The organism is Pseudorhodoferax soli (assembly GCF_003337555.1).
Taxonomy (GTDB): domain Bacteria; phylum Pseudomonadota; class Gammaproteobacteria; order Burkholderiales; family Burkholderiaceae_C; genus Pseudorhodoferax; species Pseudorhodoferax soli.
This window is the reverse complement of sequence record NZ_QPJK01000003.1, coordinates 1-24,326: the sequence shown is the minus strand read 5'-3', so window position 1 is coordinate 24,326 and position 24,326 is coordinate 1. Positions and strand designations below refer to the sequence as shown.

Annotated in this window: 18 protein-coding genes and 1 pseudogene; 8 read left to right on the top strand and 11 right to left on the bottom strand. The window is 61.6% G+C overall.

Features of this window, described 5'->3' with window-relative positions; all coding sequences use genetic code 11:
* Window positions 1–102: 102 nt before the first annotated feature.
* The 4 genes from DES41_RS39820 to DES41_RS11775 all read right to left on the bottom strand — a co-directional run bounded on the left by DES41_RS39820 (window position 103) and on the right by DES41_RS11775 (window position 5,975).
* Window positions 103–576 carry an eCIS core domain-containing protein gene (locus DES41_RS39820; RefSeq protein ID WP_425466366.1) on the bottom strand — a complete coding sequence of 158 codons (474 nt, stop codon included), beginning with the start codon at window positions 574–576 and terminating at the stop codon, window positions 103–105.
* Window positions 483–767 carry a hypothetical protein gene (locus tag DES41_RS39020; RefSeq protein ID WP_245965672.1) on the bottom strand — a complete coding sequence of 95 codons (285 nt, stop codon included), beginning with the start codon at window positions 765–767 and terminating at the stop codon, window positions 483–485. The genes DES41_RS39820 and DES41_RS39020 overlap by 94 nt, the downstream gene beginning before the upstream one ends.
* Window positions 768–1,449: 682 nt before the next feature.
* A complete protein-coding gene (locus DES41_RS11780; protein WP_114467863.1) occupies window positions 1,450–5,112 on the bottom strand; it encodes a caspase family protein in 3,663 nt (1,220 codons plus the stop codon).
* Window positions 5,113–5,120: 8 nt separating this feature from the next.
* Window positions 5,121–5,975 carry a hypothetical protein gene (locus DES41_RS11775; RefSeq protein WP_114467862.1) on the bottom strand — a complete coding sequence of 285 codons (855 nt, stop codon included), beginning with the start codon at window positions 5,973–5,975 and terminating at the stop codon, window positions 5,121–5,123.
* Between the two features lie 1,174 nt (window positions 5,976–7,149).
* Here DES41_RS11775 and DES41_RS11770 point away from each other — a divergent pair.
* The 5 genes and pseudogenes from DES41_RS11770 to DES41_RS39805 all read left to right on the top strand — a co-directional run bounded on the left by DES41_RS11770 (window position 7,150) and on the right by DES41_RS39805 (window position 10,510).
* Window positions 7,150–7,869: a peptidoglycan-binding domain-containing protein gene (locus DES41_RS11770; RefSeq protein WP_114467861.1), complete on the top strand. Its 720-nt coding sequence runs from the start codon at window positions 7,150–7,152 to the stop codon at window positions 7,867–7,869.
* A gap of 69 nt (window positions 7,870–7,938) precedes the next feature.
* Entirely contained in the window at window positions 7,939–8,586 is a 648-nt protein-coding gene (locus DES41_RS37745) for a hypothetical protein (protein WP_147282837.1), read from the top strand.
* 661 nt (window positions 8,587–9,247) lie between these two features.
* Entirely contained in the window at window positions 9,248–9,673 is a 426-nt protein-coding gene (locus DES41_RS39815) for a hypothetical protein (RefSeq protein ID WP_425466357.1), read from the top strand.
* Between the two features lie 26 nt (window positions 9,674–9,699).
* Window positions 9,700–10,258: pseudogene (locus DES41_RS39810) on the top strand (IS3 family transposase); the annotation flags it as partial.
* Between the two features lie 39 nt (window positions 10,259–10,297).
* Complete coding sequence (locus DES41_RS39805; protein ID WP_425466365.1) at window positions 10,298–10,510, top strand: IS3 family transposase; 213 nt, start codon at window positions 10,298–10,300, stop codon at window positions 10,508–10,510.
* A 189-nt stretch (window positions 10,511–10,699) separates the two neighbouring features.
* Here DES41_RS39805 and DES41_RS37740 read toward each other — a convergent pair whose 3' ends face one another.
* From DES41_RS37740 to DES41_RS11750, 3 genes are all read right to left on the bottom strand, one after another.
* Window positions 10,700–11,677, bottom strand: a complete 978-nt coding sequence (locus DES41_RS37740; RefSeq protein ID WP_147282836.1) for a hypothetical protein — start codon at window positions 11,675–11,677, stop codon at window positions 10,700–10,702.
* Between the two features lie 784 nt (window positions 11,678–12,461).
* The gene (locus DES41_RS11760) at window positions 12,462–12,908 is read right to left on the bottom strand and encodes an H-NS histone family protein (RefSeq protein ID WP_245965671.1); all 447 of its coding nucleotides are present in this window, start codon (window positions 12,906–12,908) and stop codon (window positions 12,462–12,464) included.
* 436 nt (window positions 12,909–13,344) lie between these two features.
* Complete coding sequence (locus DES41_RS11750; RefSeq protein WP_342769657.1) at window positions 13,345–14,364, bottom strand: PRTRC system protein D; 1,020 nt, start codon at window positions 14,362–14,364, stop codon at window positions 13,345–13,347.
* Between the two features lie 1,223 nt (window positions 14,365–15,587).
* On the opposite strand from DES41_RS11750, the gene DES41_RS11745 reads away from it, so the two are divergent.
* On the top strand, window positions 15,588–16,793 hold the full coding sequence (locus DES41_RS11745) for an integrase domain-containing protein (RefSeq protein WP_114467858.1): 1,206 nt from the start codon (window positions 15,588–15,590) through the stop codon (window positions 16,791–16,793).
* Window positions 16,794–16,906: 113 nt separating this feature from the next.
* Here DES41_RS11745 and DES41_RS11740 read toward each other — a convergent pair whose 3' ends face one another.
* A complete protein-coding gene (locus tag DES41_RS11740) occupies window positions 16,907–18,958 on the bottom strand; it encodes a ParB/RepB/Spo0J family partition protein (RefSeq protein ID WP_114467857.1) in 2,052 nt (683 codons plus the stop codon).
* A 1,044-nt stretch (window positions 18,959–20,002) separates the two neighbouring features.
* On the opposite strand from DES41_RS11740, the gene DES41_RS11730 reads away from it, so the two are divergent.
* A complete protein-coding gene (locus tag DES41_RS11730; protein ID WP_114467856.1) occupies window positions 20,003–20,905 on the top strand; it encodes a DMT family transporter in 903 nt (300 codons plus the stop codon).
* Window positions 20,906–21,210: 305 nt separating this feature from the next.
* On the opposite strand, the gene DES41_RS11725 is transcribed toward DES41_RS11730, so the two are convergent.
* Window positions 21,211–21,633 carry a VOC family protein gene (locus DES41_RS11725; protein WP_114468382.1) on the bottom strand — a complete coding sequence of 141 codons (423 nt, stop codon included), beginning with the start codon at window positions 21,631–21,633 and terminating at the stop codon, window positions 21,211–21,213.
* A 382-nt stretch (window positions 21,634–22,015) separates the two neighbouring features.
* A complete protein-coding gene (locus DES41_RS11720) occupies window positions 22,016–22,945 on the bottom strand; it encodes a haloalkane dehalogenase (protein ID WP_281277191.1) in 930 nt (309 codons plus the stop codon).
* Between the two features lie 46 nt (window positions 22,946–22,991).
* Here DES41_RS11720 and DES41_RS11715 point away from each other — a divergent pair, with 46 nt between their 5' ends.
* Window positions 22,992–23,501: a MarR family winged helix-turn-helix transcriptional regulator gene (locus DES41_RS11715; protein ID WP_114467854.1), complete on the top strand. Its 510-nt coding sequence runs from the start codon at window positions 22,992–22,994 to the stop codon at window positions 23,499–23,501.
* A 396-nt stretch (window positions 23,502–23,897) separates the two neighbouring features.
* Here the strand turns inward: DES41_RS11715 and DES41_RS11710 are convergent.
* On the bottom strand, window positions 23,898–24,326 hold a 429-nt coding region (locus DES41_RS11710; RefSeq protein ID WP_211332956.1), incomplete at its 5' end, for an electron transfer flavoprotein subunit alpha/FixB family protein.

The window sequence follows — 24,326 nt, the reverse complement described above, 5'->3', positions numbered from 1 at the left end:
TAGCGTTCGCTCGGCATCTTCAGAAAGAAGTCGCTCCCCTAGTTCCATCTGGTGACCGCCGCAGCAGGGTCAGCGTGTCTGACTACGTGGAAAATGCAGACGCTATCGTGCGATCCCCCAAACGGGGCCGTACATCGAAGGGCAATAGCAGGGAGATCCAGCCGCAATCGCAATGCCCATGGGGCACGCACCGTAAGACGTTGTACATGCAGTTGCCCCGACCGGGCGCGGAAAGGCAACTTGTGGACTAGCGTACCTCGGCGCCAGTGGAGGGGATGCCGCACTCTGGCTGTTTCGCCATTGAATGTACTGGTCCTGGGCGGCGTAGGCCTCACCCTCCACCCCATTCCAGCTCCGTAGGTACCGTATCGTGAAATCCCGGGTACCCCAGTTTCGGAACTGTTGTACATGCTTCAACTCGTGAACCCACAAGACAACGTTGTTCTCGGCATCCGCCGAATTCTTAAAAACGATAGTGTCAATCAGCGTGACAGCTCCCGCACCGCCATATTGGATCGATAGATTTGCCAGATTGAAAATTCCTGCATCTCCAACCTTATAGCGAACACTGTGCAGAAGTCCTTCGTCAAAGAAGCCAGATACCTGACCTCGAATATGGTCAGGTATAGGTGATGTGCCACCATTCCGGGCAGTGTTCCTTGACTCCTGAAGCCAGCCCTGAAAGGCCGGTGCCCCAGCTTGAGCTTGTCCTTCAAGGCGGGCTCGATCAACTGCCTGACCGGCATTTCCAACTTCTCGTTCGACATTGCGGAGAATCCGGCCGGGATTCTGAAGGTCGCCTATCGGATCCCATGCGAGCGCAGCGCACGGGCAGATGGCCACACAGAGGTAGAGGACGAACTGCCTGAGGTCTATGGACATCTGGGCCTCCTAAAACGACGTAATCGCCGATGCTCGTGCCCACATCATGAAGACCCCTCAGCGCAGTGGTGAGAGTGCGTCCTGCATCGGTAGCCGACACTTGATATAGCTAGGCTGGGCTCCACAATTTTGAAACCGCCCTGTATGTTTGTCTTCCTCCAAACTGATGATGGCTGAGCGTGCGCCGAGCGATCGAAAATCAGTTGCGGCTTAGCTGTCCGTCTTGCATGGGACATTTGGAGACTCAAGAGTAGCCGACGTGACCTGGCCGAGTACCAACGAACCGAACGAGCATGGCGGCCTCGAATATTAAGTGCAACACCCCCTGCTGTAAGGTGTTTACATGCCATCCACCATCCGATTCGACCAACTCCAACCCGAAGACCGCATGACGATTCCGAGCATGCGCCAGAAGAGTGTCGGTGTGCGCGCCATCGCCCGCATGCTAAGGGCTCGCCTATCAACAGTCGCGAGCTGGCGCGCAACACCCCTGTGGATGCAGCGTATGGCTGGCACCGCGCGAGCTTGCGTGTGACGCTGAGCACCGAATGCGGCACTTCGCTCGAACTATCGCAACGATGCTAGGGCCGGTGCTGCCTTGCCGATGGACTTTGCCGCGTCGCGTACGCACGCTGCCGGATCCGCCGACGGACAGGTGGCAGTCAGATTCTGCTGCGCCTTGTCTCCTCGCACGACGACGGAAAGGGCCAATCTCCCATTCGCCGACGTGTAGAAGCCGCTCGCCGACACTCCACCCCGAATCTGTGCGACGTCGTAGAAGACGTAGGGAGCGTTGCCGATGCTGTCGCCTCTCGCGCCTTCCCTGAGGGCCTGAGTCAGCTTAGGTGTGAGCGCCAGATCATCCGCCTTCGTGTCCATGTTCAGCATCATGGGCCGCACAAGTACCGCCTTCTTGGAATGGAACGGGATGCGGCTCCGTAGGGAACTGTCGAGCGCCGCGATGTCGAAGCTTTCTGATTTCTCGTTTGGCGCGAATACGAAAGGTATTTGCACGCTCTCGATCTCCGGCGCCAGGTCCTGGACCTGTTCCTTCGCGAAATCGAACAGCGAAGAGACCGCGACGAACTTGTCGTCCCTGAACGTCGCTGCCCCGCGCAGACCTTCCAGAAGGGCGTGCGTCAGCAGGCCGCGTTCGAAGGGCGAGGCCTCGTAGCTCTCCTTGTCGCTGGCCGATCCCATCAGGACGTAGAGCCCGGCACGGTCACGCATGCGGTCCAGCGCGCGAACGATATCGGGGGTTGCGCTCTTCGGGCGTACTAGTCGCCGACCGACCGCGCCCGCTGCGCACGTGTCGAAAATCACCGCCTGCTTTCGTGCGGGCGTGGCCATCCACTTGCCGATCTCCTCGCCGCTTATCGTTCTCGCCTGACGCACGGCCGCGTCGCTGATGTCAAGGCTGTTGACTTCTTCCGTCGGAAAGTAGTACTCGTCGTGATAACTGAGGCCGTGCCCCGAGAAGTAGACGACGACGACGTCGTTCGACTTCGCTGCCTGAAGTCGATCGAAGGCCGTCCGGATGCGGGTCTTCGTCGGCCGCGACGCGGGCGCTTTTCCAGACGCGATCAGCTGAACGTCGACTTGGCCCTTTCCGAACAGCGCTTCTCCGCCAAGAAAGATGGAGCTCGCCATGTCACTGGCGTCATTTGCGGCGAACTGAAGATCGAATGCGCCGTCGGATCCCACGTACTCGGAGATCCCGATGGCCAAGACCCAGAGCCTCGGCTTGGTAGATGCAGAGAACGGCCTAGCGATCGACATCTCCAGTTTTGTGACAGGGCCGGACAGCGAGCCGTCCGCATTGAAGGCGTCCACCGTCACGGTACTAGGCGAACTGGGATCGAGCCACTTCGCCAGCGACTTCGTCGTAAGAAGATAGGTATGACTGGAGGGCGTTCGAGTTAGGGCAACCTTGTCGAGCACGAGTTTCCCGTCGACCTTGACCCGCAGCGTCCCGACGCCGCCACCTTGGTCCACGATGGACAGGCGCGCGTCGTCGAACGTCGATCGCCCTGCCGAAACGGAGACCTCCGGACCCAGCGCGACCTTCCGAAGCACAGCGGCCGCGGCCTGCGCCGGTGCGCCGCTCGCGAAGCGCTGAGCGATTAGCCCGGGACGATAGAAGCGCTCCTTGAATCTGGCGAGATCCAGCGTCTGGAGACCGGCGACCCAGTACAGGTCCGAGCCATTGCCGGCGTTGGGTTCGTCGAAGTTCCCCTCCGGGTCGATCGCGGCCCATCCGCCACTTCGGAACGAGATGAGCTTGATCAGCTCGGCCCCGGAGGCTGCGTCCCAGACGCGGATGGTGCAGTCGGAACTCGCGGACACGATGCGCTTCTCGGTGGCGGCTAGGTGAAGAATAGGCGCGTCATGGCCTACCAGCATGCGCGCGCCCGCCGCGACGTCGGCCTTGCTGAGCTGAATCACTGGCTGCTCCCCCGCAGTGACCAGAGTGTTGCCATCGGGGGCCAACGCGAAAGCGAACGTGGCAGAGCCGGTGCTATGCCCCAAGAGCAACTGCCTATCGGCCCACGACCACTCCCGCAGAATCCCGTCGTGGCTGGCGGTGAAGAGCTTTTTCCCGTCGTGGGAAAACTTCAAGGCAGCCATCTGGATACGTACTGATCCTCCGTACCTATTTAAGAACGACGACGGTCCCTGAAGTTTGGCTAATAGCTGCCCGGTCTTAACGCTCCAGACGAGCGCAGCATTCGATTCCGTCGCTGCGGCCAGGTAGTCCTCGTCTGGGGAAAGGGCGACCGCCAAGAATTTCTCCCCGCTGGACCCGAAGCGCGCGATCTCGCTCTTGCGTTCGATATTCCACAGCCTTGCCGTCCCATCAGCGCTGGCAGTGGCCAAGCGCTTTCCGTCTTCCAGGAAATGGACGTCGACGATGGCATCCAGATGGCCGGCCATCGTGGCGAGCAGCCGACCGTCTGTTGCGGACCACAGGCGAAGCGAGTTGTCCGCAATTCCCGCGCGCTGGCTTGGGTCGGTGATGCCGGAGCCGGTGGCGAGCAGGCTGCCATCGCTGGCCATTGCGATAGAAGCCACCACATCGGGCCCGGATAGGAAGGAACGCGTCTGGCGCCCGCTCTCCAGGTCCCAGATTGCGACGCGCTTGCCGCCCAGCGCGGCCGCGAGTATGCGGCCGTCCTTGGACAGCGCGATGCCCGTCACGCCTTCGGCCCTGCCTCCGAAAAAGCGTCGAACGAGCGCTGTCGAGACGTCGGCACTCAGGATACTGCCGCTGTCGAATCCGATTTGCAGGACGGAACCGTCCGGAGACCATGCCAGGGAGCGTGGCGAACGCTGGTCGCCCACCTTGGCAAGGGTGCTTAACAGCTTTCCGGTCTCGGTATCCCAGACGTCCACTTCCCCGCTCCGGTAGGCGGCAGCGACCCGCGAACCGTTGGGCGCCAGCGCGAAGGCGTTGATCGGCCTGGAGCCCAACGAACGTCGCTCGGCGAGTGTCGTCGCGTCGAGAACGACCAGAGAGCGCGTTCCGCTTCCTTCAAAGCCGGCAATGGCCCACCTTCCGTCACTCGAAAGTGTCAATCCGCTGATGTCGGCGGTGGCGAACGATGCGATGGCGACTTGCCTGCCCGAGGCGATGTCCCAGCGTCGGACAGTTCCGTCGGATGACGCGCTCAGCACCGAACTGTCGTCCGCCGAGAACAGAACGGACCTGACGGACGATGTGTGGCCTTCGAACTTGACGAGCGGCTGACCGGATGCGATCGCCCAGACGCGAACGGTCGGATCGATGATCTTGTCGGCAGGAACTGGGCCTGCCCCGGTCGCAACGAGCTTGCCGCCGCGTGAAGTCGCTATCGACTGGATCGGCGCGGTATGTCCAATGAAGCGGCCGATTTCATGGCCGCTTTCCACATTCCACAGCTGCAGTTGACCGCTGTGTCCGCCGGTGAACACCCCTGTTCCGTCATGGCTGAATCGGGCGACGCTGACACCGTCCGGAAACGCGGTGAACTGGCGTACTTCACGGCCGGAAGCAACTTCCCACAGTCGCGCGGTGCCGTCGTAGCTGTGCGAGAGCAGCCACTTCTGGCTGGGCGCATAGCTCAGCCCAATGACGGAGCCACTATGCCCGATCAAGGCGGAAAGCTTGATATCCGACTCCTTGGTCTGCGCTGCGACTGACGACGAGGCCGCAAGACAGATCAGCGCGATTCGAGCGAGGATCCGAATCATGCGGCCACCTATTCCATGTCTGTCGTTACGCCGTTGAAGAACTTGAAATCGAACGGCGGCACCGGACCCTTGGGACTCTTGCGTTCGAGAGCGATTGCCTTGTCGCGAGCCGATTTATCCCAGTCGTGGGGGTGAAACATCTGACCGGCAGTCAGGTACGTCCGACTGCGAGCGACTCCGCAGTCGCGCAGTATGGGTCCCTCGTTCGTCGGGCAATAGACATTGTCAAAGTACGCGTTCCGGTATCCGAAGCCGCCTTTCTGGAGCGAGCCCTGGGACGAGAAGTATTTAAAGCCGACAACGTTGCTGCCGTACTGAGGTAGTACTACGCCAGCCCTGTCGATGTAGCCAAGGAACACGACTGCGTGGCCGCTCTTGTTTTTGAGGCGGTTGAGGTTGACGAAGTCGCCCGGGATGAGATTCTCGAACTCCCTCTCTGTACCCATGCCGAATGTGTTCAGTGCATGGCCCGTTCCTCGCGACGCCTTGTTATCCGAGATCCAGACCATTCCTCTGAAGCTCCTGGAGCGCAAAGAACGCCACTGGAAAACTGGCAGAAACCTGTACACAGACTGGTCGCCCGTTTCGGCCGCGTACATGTTTAGGGCTTCGACGATGATTTCAATTTGCGCGGCGACGCACATCGAGACCGGCGGCCGCGTCGCGCGAAGCGGTTCGCCGCCGAAATCGAGGTTGCGAGTGTAGGCGGCGTTGGCGTAGCCCAGGCCGGATCGGGTCCGGGCCAGATGATCTACGGCCTTCAGTACGTAGTCGTTGAAGACTTTTGGCGCAGCGCTGGCGTGCTCTGCGACGCTCAGCAACAGGCAGACGGCGAACCAGGCAATGACGACGAATGAGCGCATAGTCTCTTCTCCCAATCAATGCATTGGGGTATAGCACCGAAGTCAACCAGCCGTCATCATCAGAATTGTTTAATGTCTGCGCCTTGGGTGCAGGCCCTCACACGTTGTTTGGCGCCAGCCGTGCTGAGAGACCACATCCAGCACGGTCGTGAATCAAACGCGGCATCTCAATACCGAAGCTTTGGACACGAACGCTCGTCCGAGCCGCTCCATACCGTAACAATAGTCGGCCACTGGCAAAAGGTATCACTGCAGGGGAAGTACGGGCGACGAACGGCAACTGTCGTACAGCTGCCTTTCGGGTCTTCAGGGCACGGCGCGCCGACGGATGCGGAGCACCAGTTTGCAGATGGGGCAACAGTCATTGCACGCGCCGACGCTGCTTGATCGAGCGACAGCGGCCGCAATGTCAGAAACCCGGCTAAGTTCGGTCGCCCAGCAATGCAAGCAGGGGGAGCCTGTCGGCAGCAACTTGGCCCAGACCGCGCGCTGACCTTTTCGGCGCCAGCGGCGGCAATGCTGCAGAGCTTACGTCGCCGCAAGCACGGCGACCGGCAGCAACGGGCGCAGAGCGCCAATCCACCCCTGCCGAGTGCAGGCGCTCGCCGGGGTTGAGTCGATGGTCGGCTCTGACAGACCGGTGTCGGCGGTACAGCGGACCGACGCGCAAGTAGATTGCGAATGGCGGGTTTCGCGCGCGGCGGTCACTCAACGATTAAAGTTCAAGGTCAGCAGCCAGTCTATTGCCGCCGTTGCTTCCAAGACGGCGAGCGAACGGTCTGCGCCAGTTTGCGGTCGCTGAAGCCCCTGAAGCTCGCTTGGCCCGAACGACCGCACTGGAGTGGCCTGCGGACGTCCTAGTCTTGGTCGCTCGACCGCGAAAAAAAACGGCGGTTTAACGACTGCTGCCGAGGGGTCAAAGTGGCGCGGGCACCCGTTGCAGTCGATCGACCTGCGATCGAACTGACCGCTTTGGGCGGCATAGCTGACCGCTAGCGGGCGCAGCGCTAAAACTACTTGCGCCTCGCACCTCATCCATCCACAAGATCATGATCAATGCCACAGCGCTTTCAACATTCCTGCGTCCATGACTAAAGCAGAGGTAAGAAAATGTAAATCTCCCAAAAACTCGTGATTTACATCACAATCCTTGTTCCTAAAGAGGAGACACACAATGGCAACTGGGGCTGAATTGGTAGCTTTGGCCAAGACAAGAATTGGCGAAAAATACGTCAACATTCGTGTTCCGAAAGACAACGCAAACTGGCATGGTCCATGGGATTGCGCGGAGTTTGTTTCATGGCTCGTGTTTCAGAAAACGAAGAGGCTTTATGGCTGCATAGATAACGAGTCTAATCCTGCCGTTGCCGAAGCTTATTCCGGTTCTTGGGTTCGCGACGCAAGGTCCGGCGTTCTCACCAGTTCGTCCGAAGATGACGCGGTCAACACACCCGGTGTGATATTGATCCGCAGGCCTCCGGCGCCAGGAAAGATGGGGCATGTCGCTGTCTCAGACGGATTGGGCAAGACAGTCGAGGCTGCAGGGACCGGTTTGGGAGTCAGGCCAGGAAAAGTGCGCGGGAGACTGTGGGATTTTGTGGTCAAGGTCCCTGAGTTGCAATATGCCAGCACGGGTCACGTGGCTGCAGAGGTGACCTTGCCCTTCATGCTCATATTGGAAGATCCGAACACTGCAAGCCCGCTTGTAAGAAAAGTCCAGCGCGCGCTGAAGAATGCTGGCTTTGACCCCGGGAAAATCGACGGTGAATACGGTCCTCACACGGTGGCCGCAGTGGAGGCGTTCCAGATGTCTTCGAAGTTGGTATCGGATGGTGTGGTCGGGCCGGCAACCGCTAAGAAGCTAGGGGTTGACTGGCCAAACCCTCCTGGCTGATGGATCTAGTACTTGAACCTGCCGCAGCCTGCTCAACGTGCATCGGGTAGTGGGGCTTGAGAGATGCATGTGTCCACCAGGACCTCAATTGCAGAATTGATGATTCCTGATTTTTTCGGTTTTAGCATCACCACGGGTCAGCCAAATCTTGGGAGGAGAATCATGAGGTCAATCACTTGCGCGCTGCTAGTGACGTTAGCTCTCTCCGGTTGCTCAACCATGAAAGCGCCTACGGCCAACTATTCTGCATTGGAGGCGGACAAGAAAGCCTCTGAAGCCTCGACGACTGCCAAAGAAGCTCTGGATGAAGATTTTCAAAGCGCGTTGGCCTTGTGTGATTCCAACATGACCGGGCTTCGAGATTCATTTTTTGGATCTGGACGGGCTCAAATCACCATTGCCACGGTTGGGATCATTGCGGGTTCGATCGTGGTCCCTGCGTTGGCCGCTGGAGCAGCTGCCAAATCGGCGATTGCTGCATGGGGTGGCGTTTCGGGTGCGGCCAATGCCGCACAGTACACTTTGCAGCAGAATGGCGTTTCCGGTTCACAACTTGGAATCGTGTACGAATCGACGCGTGCAGAAATCAAGGAAGCGACGACAGCGTACAGCGCTGCAAAAAACAACTCGCAGCGCATCGTTGCAGTCAATGAACTGTCGATCGCTTGCAGATTTCCGAAACTGCCAGCGGTCGAGGCCGTGAAGCCGGCGACGTAATTGGTATTCAGTACCCTTCAGAATTGGGACCTTCTCTTGTGCAGGCAAGCAGCGGTGCTTGTTAATGTGTCACGTTGAAGTGAGGGTTGGCTCGGCCGGCTCATCCTCCTCGCTCCGTGTGTATGGACGATTCGGTGGCGGTGCCTCCATCGAGTCGCTCGCGTCGTTGACGGAGGTGCCCGGCGTTGTGGGCATGCCGCAGGTGCCGTCGGTCGACGTCTGCACCGATGCGGTCCGCAGCCGCCGTGGATGCGTACCTTGGCCGCGGCCCAGGCGTTGCGACAAGAGATCGGCGTCAGCGGCAATTGGGTGTCGAACGAGCAACTAGGAGATTTGCTTGGCTTGCGGCGAGGAGACAACTGGGACGGCCAGAGCGCTAGGCCGTCGCCCTTGACTTGCCGTCGGCGCGTGGGGAAGTCAAATTCATCGCTCGTAGACGTCATCCGGAGGGCCCCTTCGAGATGGCGCGGCTTATCGTAGACCTTGTTCAGCGCGACTCATCAAGTCGCGTTCTTTGAATCGCCCCGGGGTTTGAGCTGCCCCCAGAAGTTGGACGAACTTCAAGGGGTTTCATGAAGAAGTACTGAGCGGAGTTCAAGCTGGAAGTCGTCCAGAGCTTCTTGGCGGGCGAAGGCGGCGCCTGCTGGCTCGGCGCTGGTCAGTGCCCGAAGAGAAGATCCGCACCTGGGTGAGCCACTACCGCCTGCATGGCGTTGACGGGTTGCGCCCCAAGCGCAGCACATGCAGTGCGCAGTTCAAACTGCAGGTACTGTCCTATCAAGATCGCGAACAGCGCTCCAGCCGCCAAGTCGCGGCGATCTATGACATCCGCAATCGCAACCAGGTCGTCGTCTGGCGACGCAATCTCGATCAAGGCCGCCTGCAGGCTCTCCAGAACGAGAAAGAAGAGCGCCCCAAAATGAAGCCGGAACGACGCTGTGGAGCGCCGTCGAACGTGGTCGCCCCCGATGCGGCGCAAACCCTGCGAGAAGAGAACGAGCGACTGCGCGCGGAGGTCGCGTACCAAAAAAAATTGCAGGGCTTGATCCGGTCGAAGAGGTCAGCTGCGCCGACAAAGCGCGTCTGATTGCCGGGTTAAGGCATCACCATAAATTGGCGGACCTGTTGCAGATAGCGGGCCTGGCGCGTAGCACGTTCTACTACCAGTGCCATGCGACCGAGCGCGCCGACCGGCAAAGCGCCATGCAAGCCAGGATTCGCACTGTCTATGACGAGCACAAGGGACGCTACGGCTACCGGCGTATCACGGCCGTGCTGTGCAATCCGATGGAAGAACCGGTCAACCACAAGTGCGTGCAGCGTCTGATGCAGAAGATGGGGCTGCTCGCGTTGATTCGGGCGAAGAAGCGCTCCCCGCATGTCCCGGGCATGAGCGATGCGCACGTGCCCAACGTTCTGAAGCGCGACTTCTGCGCGACCGCGCCAAACCAGAAGTGGGCGACCGATGTCACCGAGTTCAACGTGAATGGCCACAAGCTCTATCTGTCGGCCTGCATGGACCTGTACAACGGCGAGATCGTCGCGTACCGCATGGCAAGACGTCCGGTCTTCGCTGGTCTCCAGCACGCTCGAGGCAGCGCTTTCGCGGACCAGGTGCGCCGACGAACTGATCGTGCACTCGGACCAAGTCTGGCACTACAAGATGCAGCCGTACCGGGCGATGCTCGCGAGACATGGAGTCAAGCAAAGCATGAGCCGCAAGGGCAACTGCTTTGACAACGCAGTGATCGAAAGCTTCTTCGGCACCCTGAAGGCCGAGTATTTCCGCCTTGCCGCGCCCAACAGCAGTGATGCGCTCGAAGCGGGCGTGCATGATTACGTCCACTACTACAACCACGATCGCATCAAGCTCGGGCTGCAGGGGCTCAGCCCGGTGGAGTATCGGGTGAGAAGCACCGCCTGATCGACGGTATCGTGACCGTCCAACTTCTGGGGTCAGTTCAAAACCGGGCGGTTCATTGCAACGGCGCAGCTCCACCGTCGGCGTCAGCTTGTTCGTCAGCAAGTTCGTAGACGCAGTCCATGTACTTAGCGACTTCGGCCCATGGCTCTTTCGCATACAAAAATTGCTTCAAGGTATGTCCGATGTCGACTACGCTCGGCCGGGACTCACGAAGATGTGTTTCAAGGCGGTTGCTGCATCGTGGTCTCCATGCAGCTTTGCATCCTGCGCACCGTAAACTGAAAATCGAATTACCTTGGCGGGCGCTCGCGTCCCCGGCATTCCAGAGCACATGCGGCCCTGAGTTTGATGGTCTCTGACAACATGCGATGCAGAAAAGCTGTCTTGCACCATGTGAAGAAGACTTCCGAATGCGAACAGTTGCAATCCCGTTCCCCGATAGGTGCTGTCCCCAAGCAGGAACAAGTTCTCTACCGTGGCGCTCGAAGTGGGGAATAGGGCGGCCAGCGCTGGTAACGGGACATCCTTCATTTGAATGTCACCCGCTATCTCACCGAGCGCAACTTTGTAGGTGAACTCAGCCCAAAGAATGATCAAGGCCTTGGTTGTCGCCGCAGTGTCGCCTACCCGCGAAGCCATCGAATGAAAGAACTGAAGGTCACCGAAATGGCTTCGATTGAGGATGACTCCGGTTCGATAGTTGAAGTACCGACGCTTGGAGTACTCGTCGGACGCCCGAAACACCGAAAGCCAGCAGTCGCTTCGTCTAGGAAGCTTGATGGTTTCGCCCACACAGCGCGCAGCGATCGCATCCCCGTTCGGGAGTGTGAATCCCGGAGCTAGCTGAAATGGCGGGTTGTCATTCCACCTAACCCCATCCAGGACCGCTGCGGGCGCGTTCGACGCTTGGGCGCAAGAGCGACTCTCGAATGGCGCATTGCAGCCGAAGGCCCTATGGGTGGCTTCCTCATGCACGGGAGAAGAAAACCATTGCACGCCTTGTGATGTAAGGCTTGCCAGGCGCCGTTCGGACTGCGCGACGCTGAGCTTCGCAAGCTGCAAATCGAATGCGGTTCCTAATGGCTGCAGCTTGGACGCGTCTGCTCTTGACCCGATCAGCCCCAACAGCGCGATGACAGCAACGGAATTGAATATCCTGATTCTCATGAGATCCTCCTCGGGGCAGCAGTCCTGCCGTCATAGCCGCCTCTACGGACGGTCCATACACCTGCGTCGAAGTTACTACCGATTCGTGCCCGATCCGAAAATGGCGGTGACATGAATGATCGACGCGAACGCCTCGACCGAAATCAGCAATTTTGTGGACGCTATCGGTGTGTGGGGCCGGCGCCACTGTCGAGCGACCGGTTCGGACGGCGAAGCCGCCGGTCGGGCGCTGCGGATCCGAATGACCAGTTCTTGCGGGAGCGGCCGCTGGGGCTTGTACCCCGAGCGACTGAAATCAGTCTGAACAAGCCGTTCGCAGATGCGCATCGAACGACAGCAGCTGGCCGATTGCGGGTACAGAGGACGCCATGGAAACCAGTGGCGCGCGGACCAGGCCCGTAACGGTGAGAGGGTGTTCATGTGGACCGGACTACGTGGCCACGTTGCCGGAAACACTGTCCACGTCGACCGAAATCCGCAGTGTGCGAGGAATGTTGACGCCGACAGCCATCTTCTGGTGGAGTCAGCCTCGCGGTCCGGACGGAAGTTCCCGATTTGATTGCCGACCTTCTACGGTGGCTAGCGAGTTGCAAGGCGATGAAGCGATCGATGTCCAGGCCAACCTAATCCTGACACAGCGCCCCCGGCGCACGTTGAAAATCCGCGGCCGTCGATGTTGCTGAGGTCCGACCTCGCACTCGCTCCGGGGCGGGTTGCGACGCCGGCCTTGTGCGGCTGCGCGGGCTTGTCGCCTTTTGGGTCAGGATTTGGTGGAGATCAACAGTCAGGCCTTCAGGTCGTCGAGCGTCTTCCCGCCGGCCAGTGCCTCGGTGAGCCAGCGTGGCTTCGGGCCGAAGCCCGACCAGCTGTTGCCGGCATCGTCCTTGTACTTGACACCTCCCGCACCAGCGCGCGTCTTCTTGACTGGCGTCGCGGTTGAAGAAGCTCCTGCCGAATCACCGACGGCCCGCGCGGAGACTTTTGCGGGTCGAGCTGCCTTGGGCGACTTGCCACGTTTGCCTGCCGGCCCTTGCGCACCGAGACCGAGTTCAGCGGCCGTCAGGCTGTAATAGGCGATCGCCTCCTTGATCCTTTCGATCACCCCAGCCTTCTCGCTGGCGATGATCGAAGCGGCGCGCTCTTTGAGTCTCGCGATCTCCTGATCGATCTCTTTGAGCGTCTCGGTCGGTTCGGCCATCGAAGGCTTGGCAGAAGTGCGGCGGTTCTTCATAGGCGTCCATGCAGTAGCGAAAGAAGCAGCCAGTCTAATGGACGACGCCGTTGGCAATGCCATGGGCACTGACCGGCCCACGACTTCTCTTGCACTGCCAGTTCTTCCACGCCCAACGAGTGCAGACGAAGCAGACAGTCACCACCATACTCACGCAACCAGGGGTGGCTCGAACAGGGCACGCGTCACAGTGGGCGGCACTGACGCAAGCTCGCCCTGCTCGACCGGATCATTCTCGGGAGCTGCCACACCGACCGACGGCACCGCTACCAGCCCCGCGCTTGCTGCAAGCCCATCGTGTGCCAGAGTCCGGAGCCGTGCCACCCTCCTTCGCCCCTTCGCCAGGCCTGCCAACGCGTCGTACAGCAAGGGGTCATCGCTCCTGCAAAGGTCCAACGTCACGCGGATCCGCGCGGCGGCTCGCGGAGCCCGCCCATCACTGCCGCGCAGCATCGCGGCGGCTTTCCTGAGATTCGGCTTCCATCAGGTTGCTTCCAGCAATCTGGAAGCCTTTCACGTTCGCATGCATGGGCTCCCGGACCACCTGGATCTTGTGGTTCGGGAACGCGGCCTTGATGGCATCCTTGAACATGAACGCGCCTCCACCGACGAGGATGACGTTCTGGATGCTGTAGTCCTCGGTGACCCACTCCATCATCGAGGAGACAGCCCCGCGTGCGACGGCCCGTGCGGTTGGCAGGATGGGCGTGAGGTCGAACGGCTTCTGGTAGATCAGCAGCGGCTTGCCGGTCCGCAGTGCCGTGTCGATCGCAGGCAGGTCGCTGTAGGGCCGTCCGATCTCGCTGCTGATCTCCTGCGCGATGGTCTTGAGCACGTCGGACATTCCTCTGTTCACGGAGTTGCTCACCTTCAGGACCAGCCGCATGCCGCGCGACAGCAGCCAGTCGAAAGTGCGCGAACCCGGATCGACGATGAGGCTCTGCTCATGCTCGATGGTCCGTTGCTTGTGGTACGCGGCCGTGTAGTACACGAGCGCGCCTTGTGGCTGTGCGAGTGCGACCGCCCTCCTCACCTCGACCGTCTTGCCGCCGCCGAGCGCGTGCACGCCCGTCATCAGCCGCTCCAGGAATCCTTTGCGGGCCTGGAACGACGAGACCGGCAGCCCGACCATCAGCAGATCGATCACATCGACCTTCATGTAGCTCAGCGCCCCACGGGCCAGCGCCAGGTATTCGGGGGTCTCGACATATTGGTCATGCAGTTGGGTCGCCCGGAAGTTGTCCGCCGCCAGATGGACGTCCGGCCCGACCTCGTAGTACAGGCCGTCGATCGGTACGGCCACGGTCCTGCGACGTTCTGCCGAAGGCCGGACGGACGGATCCTTCGCGCTCGTGTAGGCCAGTGAGGGGAAGCACGCGCACTTGATGTCTTTGTCCGAATGCCCCACCACGAACTTCGTGTTGCCGAAGCCCACATCGATGGATCTGACGACCATGTTCACGGCAATCTCCTTAACCAGGACCTGGTGTGGAGAGAGTCCGTGACGGCGCTGAGCGATGCAACGGCGAACGCCATCCAAGTTGGCTGCCATTTCGGGATCAGGTCAGAAGGTGTGCCAGAGGCCGCAGCTGTAAGGGCCGACTCGGGCCACGCGGCGCTGCAGACCGAGAGACATCCTGGCGCAGCCTTCCTGGCACAAGACGCGGGTCAGCGATGCACTGGTTCAAGAACCCTTCAATTTTCGCCAGGGACAACCGTGCGCTTCGCCAGCTGCTTCAACATGGCTTCGATTGCACCGATCAGACCAGGAAGTTCCGCCCGGTTCCAGAACGGGCCCGTCCAGGTCGCATTCGCAACCAGAGGCCAATCGGTCAGCTGTCAAATCCCTCTCAGGCATGGTAGCCAAGCAAGGGGATGAGGCATAGAGCGATCGTGCAGCAACGCTGCGCCGCCACACCAAAACACCCGCAAGCGTCTTGACGCCCTATGCCCTGGTGCAGTCCACTCAAGCCTCCCAAAGGCTCCTGGCCTTGGCTCCCATCGGTGGAGCCCAATCAGGCGTCGCGGTCGTTACCCGCCCTTCGAGTCTCGGCCTCGAGCCGTGGTGAGCACTGCCATCGAGCAGTACTCCGGAGAGTTCTTCGTAGGGGATGCCTGCGCCTTCCAGCCCTACACGGCTGGGCGATCCTCCAGGTCGCACGCAGTGCAAGCAGAGCCAGTTGCAGGGCACTTGATGCCCATGCCAGTGTTCCCTTCACCCTTTCGAGCGCGCTTTGCGCGGCATGCGGCCGTGTTTGCCCTGATGGGCTCCACGCATGCCATCGCTCGGACATCTGACGCTCCCTGGCCACGGTCAGGGGAGCTACCCGGCAGATGGGTGGAGCTACGAATCCAGCACTGATCCTGCAGAGGTGCTTCGGCCGGACCGAAGCGCCGCGCACAGACCTCCAAGGTCGAGGCGCACTCCCCTGTACGGCGCGGAAACGTGCCCACAGGTCGGATCAAACGGTTTCATTTTTAAGAACGACCGAGTTGCCGCGGCGACGTGGCAACTGAACCCGGGACAGCGCTCGTGCGTTGCGGCCACGCACGACAGCCAGCAGGCAGGCCGTTGGGAGCCGTCTTCGGAGTCAGCCGGCTCCGCGAGCGAGCAAGCAAAGGGATTCCATCCGTCTATCGAAGGCATGCGCATGCGCGCAATCCGTCCTGGAGACAACCATGCAAGTTGCTACCACACCGCAGACCAGACCGAACCGCACCGCCGCCAGTCCCTCATCCTTGCACGGGAGGCCCGCCCAGCGCCGCGCGGCGTGGGCGGGCCTGAGTGCCGTGGATGTGCTCCAGCGCCATCCTCCCGGGTCCGCTTCGCCGGAGAAGATCCTGGAGATACTGCTGGAGCTGTTCAACGAGCAGCACACAGCAAAGCAGAAGACCGTCTCGCACAAGACGCGGCACGATCGCGCGGTCTACCTCAGGCGGTTCCTGAAGGACCTGCGCAGCAGGGCAGGCTTTGCAACCCTGCCAGACCCTCGCAACCTGGGCGGAAGGCACATCCAGGCGACCGTCGATCTGTGGCGCAAGGACCAGTTGGCAGCGGCGACCATCCAGACCTACCTGAGCTTCCTGCGCGGCTTGGCCCAGTGGATCGGCAAGCCGGGCATGGTCCTGCAGCCAGCGGCCTATGGGCTCGCCCCGTCCCAGTACCAACGACACGAGGTCGCGCAGCGCGACCGGAGCTGGACCGGTTCAGGAATCGACATCGACCCGCTGATCGAACAATTCTGTGCCAAGGATAGGCATGTGGGCGCTGCACTGCGCTTGATCCGGGCATTCGGGCTACGTCGCAAGGAAGCGGTGATGATGCGCCCGCATGCCTGCGTCGTGCCATTCGAGGCCACGGGCTTGCCGAGGGAACGCAAGAAGGCTGACCAATACCTTTGGGTCCGCCAGGGCAGCAAGGGCGGCAGGCCCCGCTTCGTGGCAATCGAGACGCAGATGCAACGTGATGCCCTGGCCTTCGCGCAGCAAGTCGCTGCCACGGCCGACGCGCATCTGAGCGATCCCAGCCACGACCTCAAGCAGAACCTGAACCACTTCAGCTACATGCTTCGCGCGTTCGGCCTGTCGCTCGCGGAGCGAGGCGCAACCGGGCACGGGCTTCGGCATGAGGCTCTGGTCGATGTTTGGCGAAGACAAACCGGGACGGAGCCACCCGTGCGCCACGGTGAGCGGCCGCCCGTGGATACTGGGGACGCCGCTCGCCAGGAGATCGCTGAGATGGCCGGGCACGCCCGTAGGCGTGCTGCCGCGGCGTACATCGGGTCTGAGCGCGTTGCCGGGCAGCGCAAGGCATCGTGTGCCGAGAACGTCGCTACTTCCTTTCTGGCAGAGACCGCCAGCAACAGGAGCCCAGTTTCCTCATAGCAATGTGCCTGCGCCGCCGACGCTCGCGGCGCTGGAGTTCATGGGCCGCGATGCTCGGTAAGCCGCCCCTGAAGTTCCGATGTCGCCACGCAGGCTGCACTCTGCGGGGCGGTTCAGTTGCCGGCCGTCTCCGTGTCACCGTCCGATTCACCGACGTCGAGCGGCGGGTCGTCGTCCGGTCCCAATGCAACATCAGCGTCTGGCACATCGGCAGGCGGGCGCAGGCGCAGGACCGTAGGCAACCAGCCCGTTCCAGCCACTGCTTGCGCGGCACGCGCGACCGCTGCTTCCTTCTTGAGAGCCTGCATCGCCGTACCGGCCGGAGCGCCTGTAGCTTCGCTGACGACCTCGGTCGCGCGTGCTTTGGACACATGCTGGAAGTACGAGGGGCCGCTCGCCTGCCACCAGTGCGTCATGTCCAGTCTTAGCGCCTGGGCCAGCCCATCGGTGCGCTGCTGAGCAGGCTCGGTTGCGTAGACACCGGTGACGGTGATGGCCACGAGAAAGGTGAAGAGTTGCCGGACGCTGTCCGGCTCCTGGGTCAGCACCCACGGGAGCATGTCTGCAGCTTGGGGCGGAAGAATGGACTGCCAGTAGCTCCGCTTGGCGTTCAGAATTTGCCAGGCCTTGCTGGCCTCGATGTCTAGCGCGTCGGCACGCAGACTGTGATGCGTGTCGGTCACAGTCAGCTTCAACGGGTCCTCGCAGCCGTAGGCTTGACGGTAGTCGTCCAGAAGCAGCGACTTCGCCATCTGGGCGGTCAGCACTGCCAGGGCCACATCGGAGCGGTCGAGCAGTTCCGCCTGGATGGCGGCCACCCGGTGTGCGGTCAGATTGCGCACGAGCTTCTCCGAGTGCACCGGACGGGTCTTCGGCTCTGGGACGGCCGCCAGCCCGGACCGGCTCGCGGCCCCGCCAAAGACTCCGCCTCGGTTGGCCTGCAGCACATTGGACCGGTCATCGGGTCGGATCAGGCCATACCGGACCGCTGGCTTGGCATCGTTGCCGACATAGACGATGCAGCCGGCCTCCGCCATCAGCTCGGGCGGCCAGATAGCCAGGACTTCCTCCAACGCAGCCACCTGGCCGGACAGCTCCTCGCGGAGAGCCTCCAGGCGCGCGCACTCCGCCTCTGTCTCCTCGTCGCTGCCATCTTGCGCGTAGAGCGCATTCAAGCGCTGCTTGTTCTCCTCCAGCTGCACGTTCAGGGCGTGCAGAGCGGCCGCTTCTTGCTCGCTGGGCTCGCGGGACGACTTGCGCAACTCGCCGTGGCGAACGTATTCGTCGTGGACGTACCGCGGGCGTACATCCACCCACTTCCAGCCTTCGGCGGCGATCTTGTTGGCCGTGCCCTGCAGCTTGCCAACGGCCAGTTGGTCGAGGAGCGCCGCGTCCAGCAGGTAGACCTTCCTGTCGCTGTCGCTCAACAGGTCTCGCCGCGTGGGACCGCCGGCCTTCTCGTATGCTTTGACGGTGACGTATCTGGCAACCGGGCTGCGGTCGGAGTCGACCTCGCCCTGGGTGAGGATGCGGCGCAGGTGATCGGAATGTCGATTCCAGGAATCCAGTCCGGCCCACGCCTGCTCCTGTCGCTCGTGGTCCTCCACCGAAGCCAGCACCATCAGACACTCCAGGTTGATGCTGCCCTCGCGGAACTGCGCCATCAGCCGCGGCGATACGGCCGCAAGCTTCATGCGGCGCTTGACCACCATGGGCGTGACGCCAAACGCAGCCGCGACATCCTCGACCGGTTTGCCGCGCGCCACGAGCTTTGCGAAAGCTTCGAACTCGTCAGCGGGATGCATGGGCAGATGGAATGCGTTTTCGGCAAGGCTGACTAGCAGGCCGCGATCCACCGCGACGATCAGTACCGGAACCGGGAAGTTCTCTGGCAGCTCGCCAGCTGCGACCAGCGCTGTCAGCGCCTCAAGTCGTCGCCCTCCGGCGCAGACCTCGTAGGTGTGACGGGCTGCTTGAACCACGATGAGGTTCTGCAGCACACCACACTCCTTGATGGACGCGGCGAGTTCGGGGATGCTGAGCCTGGGCCCGCTGCCAGAACTCCGCGCTTGGTAGTCGACCGACAGCACGAGCTGACAGAAGGAAACGAAGGTGCGCTGTGAGGCCTCGATGAGGGCCTCGAACTCCGCTTTGGACAGTTTCATGGTCACTCCTGATATCAGGCGGTGCCCGACCCCATGTCGGCCCGCACTTCAGGTTCCCACCGTGAGGGCGGCTTGCAAGGGCGCCCATCCGCGGCAGAGGTCGTTCATCGCGAAACCGTGATGCGGCAAAGCCAATGGGTCGGCGCGGGAAGATGCTTGGAGGCAAGCGGCCGCTCTTCAGCGACGGCGATTTGCCGGACACCGATTCGCACCAGGAGCAAGTCTGGTCCGGGTCCGGGTCCGGGTGCGGGTCCGGGTCCGGGTCCGGGTCCGAGTCCGAGTCTAAGTGCGGGCCCGGGTCCGGATACGGGCCTGCGCGAAGTGGCCGAGCGGCTCGTCGCGGCGAACTCGGGTCGTTGGTCGCCGTGGCGCCTGCCATGGGAAGGTTCTGTCTCCTCTCCAGCGGTCTTCACACGCTCCATCCATAGCGTCGGGAAGAGGCTGCTGCCGCTGCGCCAACCGCTTCCTAAGATGCTTTGATGGAAATCTAAAACGGTCAGCAGGTTGAAGTGCACCCCTCAGATGCTGCAGGCCAGCACGAGCAAAACCTCCTGGACGTCGGTGGACATGAACATCTGTCCGCAGGTGTCGTTCGGGCGGTTCCATCCGGTCATCGCACGGCACCTGGCCTTCACGGAGCACGAGCTGACGGTGTGCGGCATGTCGCTGGGCTACCAAATCGCAAGGTGCACATCAACCACGTGGCCACGCGCGCCGGGCCGTGCATGAGTTCGCCAGCTTTCAGCACTTCGCGGATCCCTGTGCGCGCAAAGAAGCCGAGATGCATGAGGAGCCAGGTGGGACCGCCAGCGTATGGTTGGCGCCTTGAAAGTTGAACAGTCGCCGCATTCTCGATGTGTCGGCAGATCGGGCGATTCCTTCCTGTCGACCAAAGCGCAAGAGGCCCTGCGCACTCATATGTGCCGCATATCAATGGATAGCAAAAATACGATTGGATGCGATCAGGGCCGTGGTCAATACTTGGCACCGATGCACTGAAGTTCGCTTGGGACTCAGTACTGTGCTTCCACAAGGAGTCGCGCAATGGGAGAAGGTGCTGGTGTTTTGGCTGCCATGCTGTCCAGCGGGATCGGAGGGGCCTCGATCGGTGTGACGCGTTTCATTGCTCAAGACCTTGATCCGCTCGCTATAGGCGCGTTTCGGTTCGGCCTCGGGTTCATGCTTCTGTTTCCGTTTGCCTTGAGCGGTGGGCGAAACTGGCCGCAACGAGGGGACTGGTCGCGCGTTGCAGCACTGGGGCTCCTCTTCTTTGGTGCATTCCCGATCCTGTTCAATGCGTCGCTCGCCTTCACTACGGCAGCACGCGGGGCAATAGCGTTGTCCACCCTGCCGCTGTTGACGATGGTCGTGGCGGCCGTCTTCAAGGTCGAGCCACTGACCAAACGCAAGGCACTTGGTGTTTGTACCGCTATGACGGGAGCGGCCCTGGCACTTTTGGCGGGCTTTTCAGAGGCGCCCGCAAAAGCATGGCGAGGGGACCTTCTCATGGTCCTGGCAGCCCTTTGCATGGCGATCTACAGCGTTGCATCCAAGCCATTGATCCGTCGCTCGGATCCAATCACATTTACCGTGGTGGCGATGGGCGTTGGCGCGTTCGCACTGACGTTGGCTTCGTCAGGACGTGGTAGCTTCGAACCGATCAGAGCTCTCGACTCGGGGCAGTGGGCCGCGCTCGGGTTTCTCGGCGCCTTTGGTGGGGCGTTGACGTTCTTCCTGTGGGCGTTCGCACTGCAAAGAACAACTCCCACGCGCGTTGCGATCTCAATCGCGGTCAACCCTCTCGCTGCCGCACTTGTCGGTGCCCTTCTCGTCGGCGAAGTCATTCGATGGAATCTCAGCGTGGGCATCGTTGCAGTTGTCGCAGGCATTTGGATTGCGGCACGGCCTGACTCCGCGCCGGACTGCAAGGCAGCGGCAGACTCTTGAATCGCACTGCAGTGCTGTGCCGTTGCTATGAGCTCGGGCGAGCGGAGCACCGCCCAGGTCGGCATGTAGTCGGGCCCTCAACTCCTGCCTCATCACTGAACCCTGGACCGAGCGCCAACGACGCCTCTGGCCGGCCCCATCGATCCACGGCGATCGCGTGCGTCATGGCGTCTAGCGCTTCCTGCGGTCCGACGATCGGCCTGTTTCGGCCAAGAGCATTCAACTAGCATTTCGGTTGTAACAGAGCAAGGCCCCAAGCCGCACGACAGTGGGTAGGCCCTGAACTCCGTCAGCCGTTTCGCCGCTTAGTCCTTCGGCATCATCTGAGGGTTAAAGACTACCTCCCATAGATGATCGTCCGGGTCCATAAAGTAGCCGGCGTAACCGCCGTAGAAGGTGTCTTGCGCCCCTTTGACAAGCGTGGCGCCAGCCTTGGTGGCCCGCTGCAGCACCTCGTCGACTTCCGCTTTCGACACTACGTTGTGACCAAGGGTGAACTCAAAGGGACCGCCCGCCCTAGGCGGAAGCCCCGTATCAGCAGCCAAACTGGAACGGGGCCATAGCGACAGTTTGAGTCCGCACTGCATGTCGAAGAATGCGACTGCGCCGTTGTCAAATTCTCTGCCGACGATGCCGTCGGTCGGCAGTCCCAGGCCGTCTCGATAGAAGGCCACGGCCCTGTCCAAATCCTCGACGCCGAGGGTGATGACTGAGATTCTTGGTTGCATGAGCGCTCCGAAAAGTAAGTGTGTGGAGGACATCACCCAGCAGAACGGCGGAGCACAGAGCATGCGCACGACCAATCTGCCCACGTGTTTCCACATCAGGTGACGGTCGCGGGTCTGGCAAGCCAGCGCAGAATCCTCTGTGAAGAGAATGGCCGGACTAACCATACCGACCTGTCTTTTTCGACGCGTTCATCTTAGCGTGCGTTGTGGCACGGCACGAACTGCGCGCACATCCCACCGCTGCAGGTCAGGATGCGGCCAAGAGTGGAAGTTCTAAGTTGGGGGATACATCAGGGTGGGTGCAAATCTTGGGAGCGGATTGCCGCAACTTCATTCAGGAGAGCAGTCGACCGGCCCTTGCGCTCGCCACCACGGTCCGTGTTCAGCCAATGTCGTGGAGACGGCACCAGTCCAGAAGCGCGTCGGCAATGGCGTCGGGCTGGTCCTCGGGTGCCAGGTGGCCGGCAGCGCCGCAGTGATGAATGTGCAGGGCGGCGATGTTCGCCTTGCACCAGTTCGTTAGATCGGGACCGATCATCAGTGTGGGCGAGCCCTCAAACGTAAGCAGCAGTTTCGGCACGGCCGAGCTGCTGGCCAACCAAGCACCGTAAGCCTCCACCCGAGCGACAACGTCGGCGGGGGACCCGTCGATCGGCAAGGCACGAGACCAGGCCAGCAGTGGGCGCCGGCTTTCGGGTTCAAGGAAGGGGTCCTCGTAGGCCGAGCGATCCGCGTCAGTCAACGGCGTCAGCACAGTGGCCTTCAACGCGCCCTCGAGAAACTGGTTTTGCGCGATCACCAGCTTCTCGCCCATTGCGGGGGTGCGAAACGCGCTGAAGCGAGGCCGTGCCGCAACAGGAATGTCAGCCCGCGAAAGGGGCCTGACGATCGTCTCCATGAAAGCGATGCCGCGAACGCGACTGGTATGGCGGCGCGCCCAATCGAAGCACAGCGAAGCGCCGCAATCGATGCCCACCAACGCCACGTCTTGCAGGCCCAGCGCCTCGATCCACGCGTCCAAATAGCGTGCTTGATCGTCATAGGAATAGGCAATGTCCGGCTTGCCAGAGCGGCCCATGCCGATCAGATCAGGCGCGAGGCACCGGCCCAGCCCGCGCAAGCGGGGCAGGACCTTGCGCCACAGATGAGACGACGCGGGGTTGCCGTGCAGAAGCACGAAGGCGGTGCCGGTGCACCCTGACCTGCCGTGAACGATGGCGCCCGAATCTTCGTAGTACAGGGTCGAGTCAAGGACGTGGATGTGGGGCATCGAATTTGGCTCAGAAATGGTAAGGTGCCTGTCTTGTTTCAATCATTAGACAGGCTACTGTCAAATACGCCTGTCTTCTGCATCCCCGATGGAGTCCGCCGGCACAGGGTCGCTCGGCGTGCTGCTGCGCCTGCTACACCAGCAATTCGCTGGCGCCGTGGACGAAGCGCTGGCCGAGGCCGGCTTCGACGACCTGCGCTCGTCCCATGCCAGCGTGTTCACCTTCGTACCACCAGAAGGCATGCCGGTCAGCGAGCTGACGCGGCGCGCTCGGCTTCGCAAGCAGTCCATGACGCAGACAGTGGAGGAGTTGGAGAGACTGGGCTATGTCGAGCGAAAGCCCAGCTCCACCGACAGGCGCGTACGGCTGGTGTTCCTGACGCCGCGCGGCGCGAAGATCCGCCCGTTGGCAATGGCCGCCGGCGGTCGCATCGAGGCCCAGTGGGCTGAACTGGTCGGCGTCAAGCATCTGGATGCGTTGAAGCGCGGGCTGGCCCTGCTGCTGCCCCAGTTGCAGCCACCGTCCGACGGCACAACCGCCGCAAGCGTGGCCGCTGTCACCGCGCCGCGTCGAGATGACCGCAAGCGGGATCGATGACGAATCGCGGAGGCCCCGACGAGGGCCGACGAAATTGCGTCCGCATCGGGACGCACTTCGTATTCAGTGCTGGGGCGACCTTTCTCCGTGCAAAACTTCTTTCTACGGAAGGCGTTCGTGTGGGGCCAGCGGAAGCCAGCGACCGTCTGAGGCATGGCGTAGGCGACGACCGCCTTCGCGCTGGGCGGATGGCTGCAATAGCCCCAAGCGCGCCTGCGACGAGACTGGCTACATTCGGCCATGAGCTGTCGCTCAATCAGCGGTGTTGAACGTCAGGTTTGGGGGGCAAATGAATTCCACAGACCTTCGGTTCCACAACGATGCTGGCGACTAACCGTGAATGGTTTCGAAACAAGCATGTCGTTGCTGGGGTACCGCGATGCGGTGTCCTGGAACTTAGAGCGTTTTGACCAGTTCGGGCACTGCCGAGAACAGGTCCGCCTCCAGCCCGTAGTCGGCCACCGAGAAGATCGGTGCCTCGGGGTCCTTGTTGATCGCCACGATGACCTTGCTGTCCTTCATGCCGGCCAGATGCTGGATCGCGCCGGAGATGCCGGCGGCGATGTACAGCTGCGGCGCCACGATCTTGCCGGTCTGGCCGACCTGCAGGTCGTTCGCGGCGTAGCCCGCATCCACGGCGGCGCGGCTGGCGCCGATGGCCGCGCCCAGCTTGTCGGCCAGGGGCGTCATGACTTCGTTGAACTTCTCGGCGCTGCCCAGGGCACGGCCACCGGAGACGATGATCTTGGCGGCCGTCAGTTCCGGGCGCTCGTTCTTGGCGATCTCCGAGCCCAGGAAGGTGGACTTGGCGCCAGCGGCCACGGC

Excerpts from the sequence above, each read along its gene's own strand:
- DES41_RS11770 (WP_114467861.1), top strand. The coding sequence starts at position 7,150 with ATGGCAACTGGGGCTGAATTGGTAGCTTTGGCCAAGACAAGAATTGGC.
- DES41_RS11750 (WP_342769657.1), bottom strand. The coding sequence starts at position 14,364 with ATGGTCGTCAGATCCATCGATGTGGGCTTCGGCAACACGAAGTTCGTG.
- DES41_RS11745 (WP_114467858.1), top strand. The coding sequence starts at position 15,588 with ATGCAAGTTGCTACCACACCGCAGACCAGACCGAACCGCACCGCCGCC.
- DES41_RS11730 (WP_114467856.1), top strand. The coding sequence starts at position 20,003 with ATGGGAGAAGGTGCTGGTGTTTTGGCTGCCATGCTGTCCAGCGGGATC.
- DES41_RS11740 (WP_114467857.1), bottom strand. The coding sequence starts at position 18,958 with ATGAAACTGTCCAAAGCGGAGTTCGAGGCCCTCATCGAGGCCTCACAG.
- DES41_RS11760 (WP_245965671.1), bottom strand. The coding sequence starts at position 12,908 with ATGAAGAACCGCCGCACTTCTGCCAAGCCTTCGATGGCCGAACCGACC.
- DES41_RS11780 (WP_114467863.1), bottom strand. The coding sequence starts at position 5,112 with ATGATTCGGATCCTCGCTCGAATCGCGCTGATCTGTCTTGCGGCCTCG.
- DES41_RS39020 (WP_245965672.1), bottom strand. The coding sequence starts at position 767 with ATGTCGAACGAGAAGTTGGAAATGCCGGTCAGGCAGTTGATCGAGCCC.
- DES41_RS11775 (WP_114467862.1), bottom strand. The coding sequence starts at position 5,975 with ATGCGCTCATTCGTCGTCATTGCCTGGTTCGCCGTCTGCCTGTTGCTG.
- DES41_RS37740 (WP_147282836.1), bottom strand. The coding sequence starts at position 11,677 with ATGAGAATCAGGATATTCAATTCCGTTGCTGTCATCGCGCTGTTGGGG.
- DES41_RS39805 (WP_425466365.1), top strand. The coding sequence starts at position 10,298 with ATGAGCCGCAAGGGCAACTGCTTTGACAACGCAGTGATCGAAAGCTTC.
- DES41_RS11715 (WP_114467854.1), top strand. The coding sequence starts at position 22,992 with ATGGAGTCCGCCGGCACAGGGTCGCTCGGCGTGCTGCTGCGCCTGCTA.
- DES41_RS11725 (WP_114468382.1), bottom strand. The coding sequence starts at position 21,633 with ATGCAACCAAGAATCTCAGTCATCACCCTCGGCGTCGAGGATTTGGAC.